The 2,290-nt window shown below is 40.8% G+C and carries 2 protein-coding genes; both read right to left on the bottom strand.

Going from position 1 to position 2,290, the window contains the following annotated elements; all coding sequences use genetic code 11:
- Positions 1-31: 31 nt before the first annotated feature.
- On the bottom strand, positions 32-1,282 hold the full coding sequence (locus DB42_RS10255) for a leucine-rich repeat domain-containing protein (RefSeq protein WP_052435934.1): 1,251 nt from the start codon (positions 1,280-1,282) through the stop codon (positions 32-34).
- Positions 1,283-1,795: 513 nt separating this feature from the next.
- Positions 1,796-2,290, bottom strand: a 495-nt coding sequence (locus DB42_RS02880; protein ID WP_193365272.1) for a leucine-rich repeat domain-containing protein, incomplete at its 5' end; no start/stop codon positions are given.

The raw sequence follows: 2,290 nt of genomic DNA, 5'->3' as shown, positions 1-2,290 counted from the left end.
TTTAAAGATAAGATGGCTAAAAGTTTTTATTTCATTTTAGCCCACCCCAATTTAAAAAGTACTTAAGCCATTCTACAATTGAAAACGCTGCCTTATTTTTTTCTACAATATCTTTCAAAGGATTTTTCGCTAATTCAAGCTGGGTAAGCTGAGGCAATTGACCTATTTCTGCAGGCAGAGCGGTGAGCTGGTTTTGGCTTAAATCAAGCCATTGCAGCTTAGACAACTGCCCGATTTCTATAGGCAGAGCGGTGAGCTGGTTTTGATTTAAGTAAAGCTGTACCAGATTAGACAGCTGTCCGATTTCTGCAGGCAGGCTGGCGAGCTGGTTTTGATTTAAGAAAAGCCCTTTCAGCTGAGACAATTGACCTGTTTCTGTAGGCAGACTGGCGAGCTGGTTTTGATTTAAGTAAAGCAATTGTAGCTGAGACAGCTGCCCAATTTCTGCAGGCAGAGCGGTGAGCTGGTTTTGGCTTGATTCAAGCCATTCCAGCTGAGACAATTGCCCGATTTCTGTAGGCAGAGCGGTGAGCTGGTTTTGGTCTAAAAGAAGATATTGCAGCTTAGACAGCTGCCCAATTTCTGTAGGCAGGCTGGTGAGCTGGTTTTGGCTTAAGTAAAGCTTTTGCAGCTGAGACAGCTGCCCAATTTCTGTAGGCAGACTGGTGAGCTGGTTTTGGTTTAAGGAAAGGGTTTGCAGATCAGACAGCTGCCCAATTTCTGGGGGTAAATAAGTCAAGCCTTTTTTAGATAAATCTAACATCGTGATGTTTTTACAATTTTCTTCAATCCAATCTCTAAGAAGCTCCCCTTGTTTTTCTAAAGGTAAATACTTGATTTTTTCTTGACTTAAGTATTCCGCTCCACCAGGCAGTGCTTTCCACATTAACAGACGATTAATATCTATAAGATAAGAGGCATAGTTAGCCAGAGTAAAATACCTTTTTTCCTGGGTTTTCCATTTAAATTCTAGCTCCGCAGGAGCAAGGGATTTAGCTAAAGTAAAGATTTGCCTAAAGATTGCATTTACCTTTGCTGCTTCAGAAAGCTTTTCTTCTAGCTTATAAATTTTATCTACAATAAGAGCCTGCTCCTTAACATCTCTACAAGGAGCATGCACTTTACCTATTTGCTTATAAAGAGGGGGCATGACTTCAGTAGCCAGCAGATGATGCCATCTTTTACAGACGCTAAATAAGGAAGGAACTGCACAAGCCTCTAAGATAGGGAGCAGCAATTCATTGGGCAAGCTTTCAATAGATATCGATGAGATAGGATGCATTTTATTTCCTTGGGTAAGGATAACTTTTTAGCACTTTTATTTAAAAACATAAAGAAATTGAAAAAGCAAGTCAAACGAATTCGTATCCTTATTAATGAAAAAAAACTCACAGATAATCTACCTCGCTTTTTTTTCAGATAGATTCAAGGAAAGGTTGGAGGCCTTCCAAGCATTTAGAAGCAGCCGCAGGTTTTGGCGATTAAGTGACGCGGCAATTTTGATTTGGCTAAAAGAATGAGATTGATTCTTTGCTTTATTTGAGAAAAACGGCTCTTTTTGGCGCAATGTTTTAATTCTTCTACCGCATGATGGAATACAATACGCCTAGCTTCTTCCTATCAAGAAAGGTTGTTCTCCCAGCCTAGCAATCTGCAGAAAAAGAGAGAAACTTCTTGCCATTATAAATGTGTAGGTTAGCTTAAGCTTGCTTAGTTGCGGGAAGGAAAGCGGATGACTTGTTTAAAGATAAGATGGCTAAAAGTTTTTTTATTTTAACTCACCCCATTTTAGAAATTACTTAGAGTCAATACGCAATCGAAAACGCTGCCTTATCTGTTCTGCAATATCTTTCAAAGGATTTTCCGCTAATTCAAGCTGTAGCAGCGGAGGCAGCTGCCCAATTTCTATAGGCAGACTAGTGAGCTGGTTTTGATTTAAGTAAAGCTGGTACAGCTGAGACAATTGCCCGATTTCTTCAGGTAGGTTGGTGAGCTGGTTTTGATTTAAGTAAAGCCCTTGCAGCTGAGACAATTGACCTATTTCTGTAGGCAGAGCGGTGAGCTGGTTTTGATCTAATTCAAGCGTTTGCAGCTGAGTCAATTGCCCGATATCTGCAGGCAGAGCGGTGAGCTGGTTGTGATTTAATTCAAGCCTTCGTAGTTGAGACAGCCGCCCGATTTCTACAGGAAGAGCGGTGAGCTGGTTTTGATTTAAGTAAAGATATTGCAGCTGAGACAGCCGCCCGATTTCTACAGGCAGGCTGGTGAGCTGGTTTTGATTTAAGTAAAG

The organism is Neochlamydia sp. EPS4, assembly GCF_000813665.1.
Taxonomy (GTDB): Bacteria; Chlamydiota; Chlamydiia; order Chlamydiales; family Parachlamydiaceae; genus Neochlamydia.
The sequence above is the reverse complement of the archived record's forward strand: the minus strand, read 5'-3'. Positions and strand labels throughout refer to the sequence as shown.

Bases quoted from the DNA above. Each gene is read 5' to 3' on its own strand.
- DB42_RS10255 (WP_052435934.1), bottom strand. From the start codon at position 1,282: ATGCATCCTATCTCATCGATATCTATTGAAAGCTTGCCCAATGAATTG.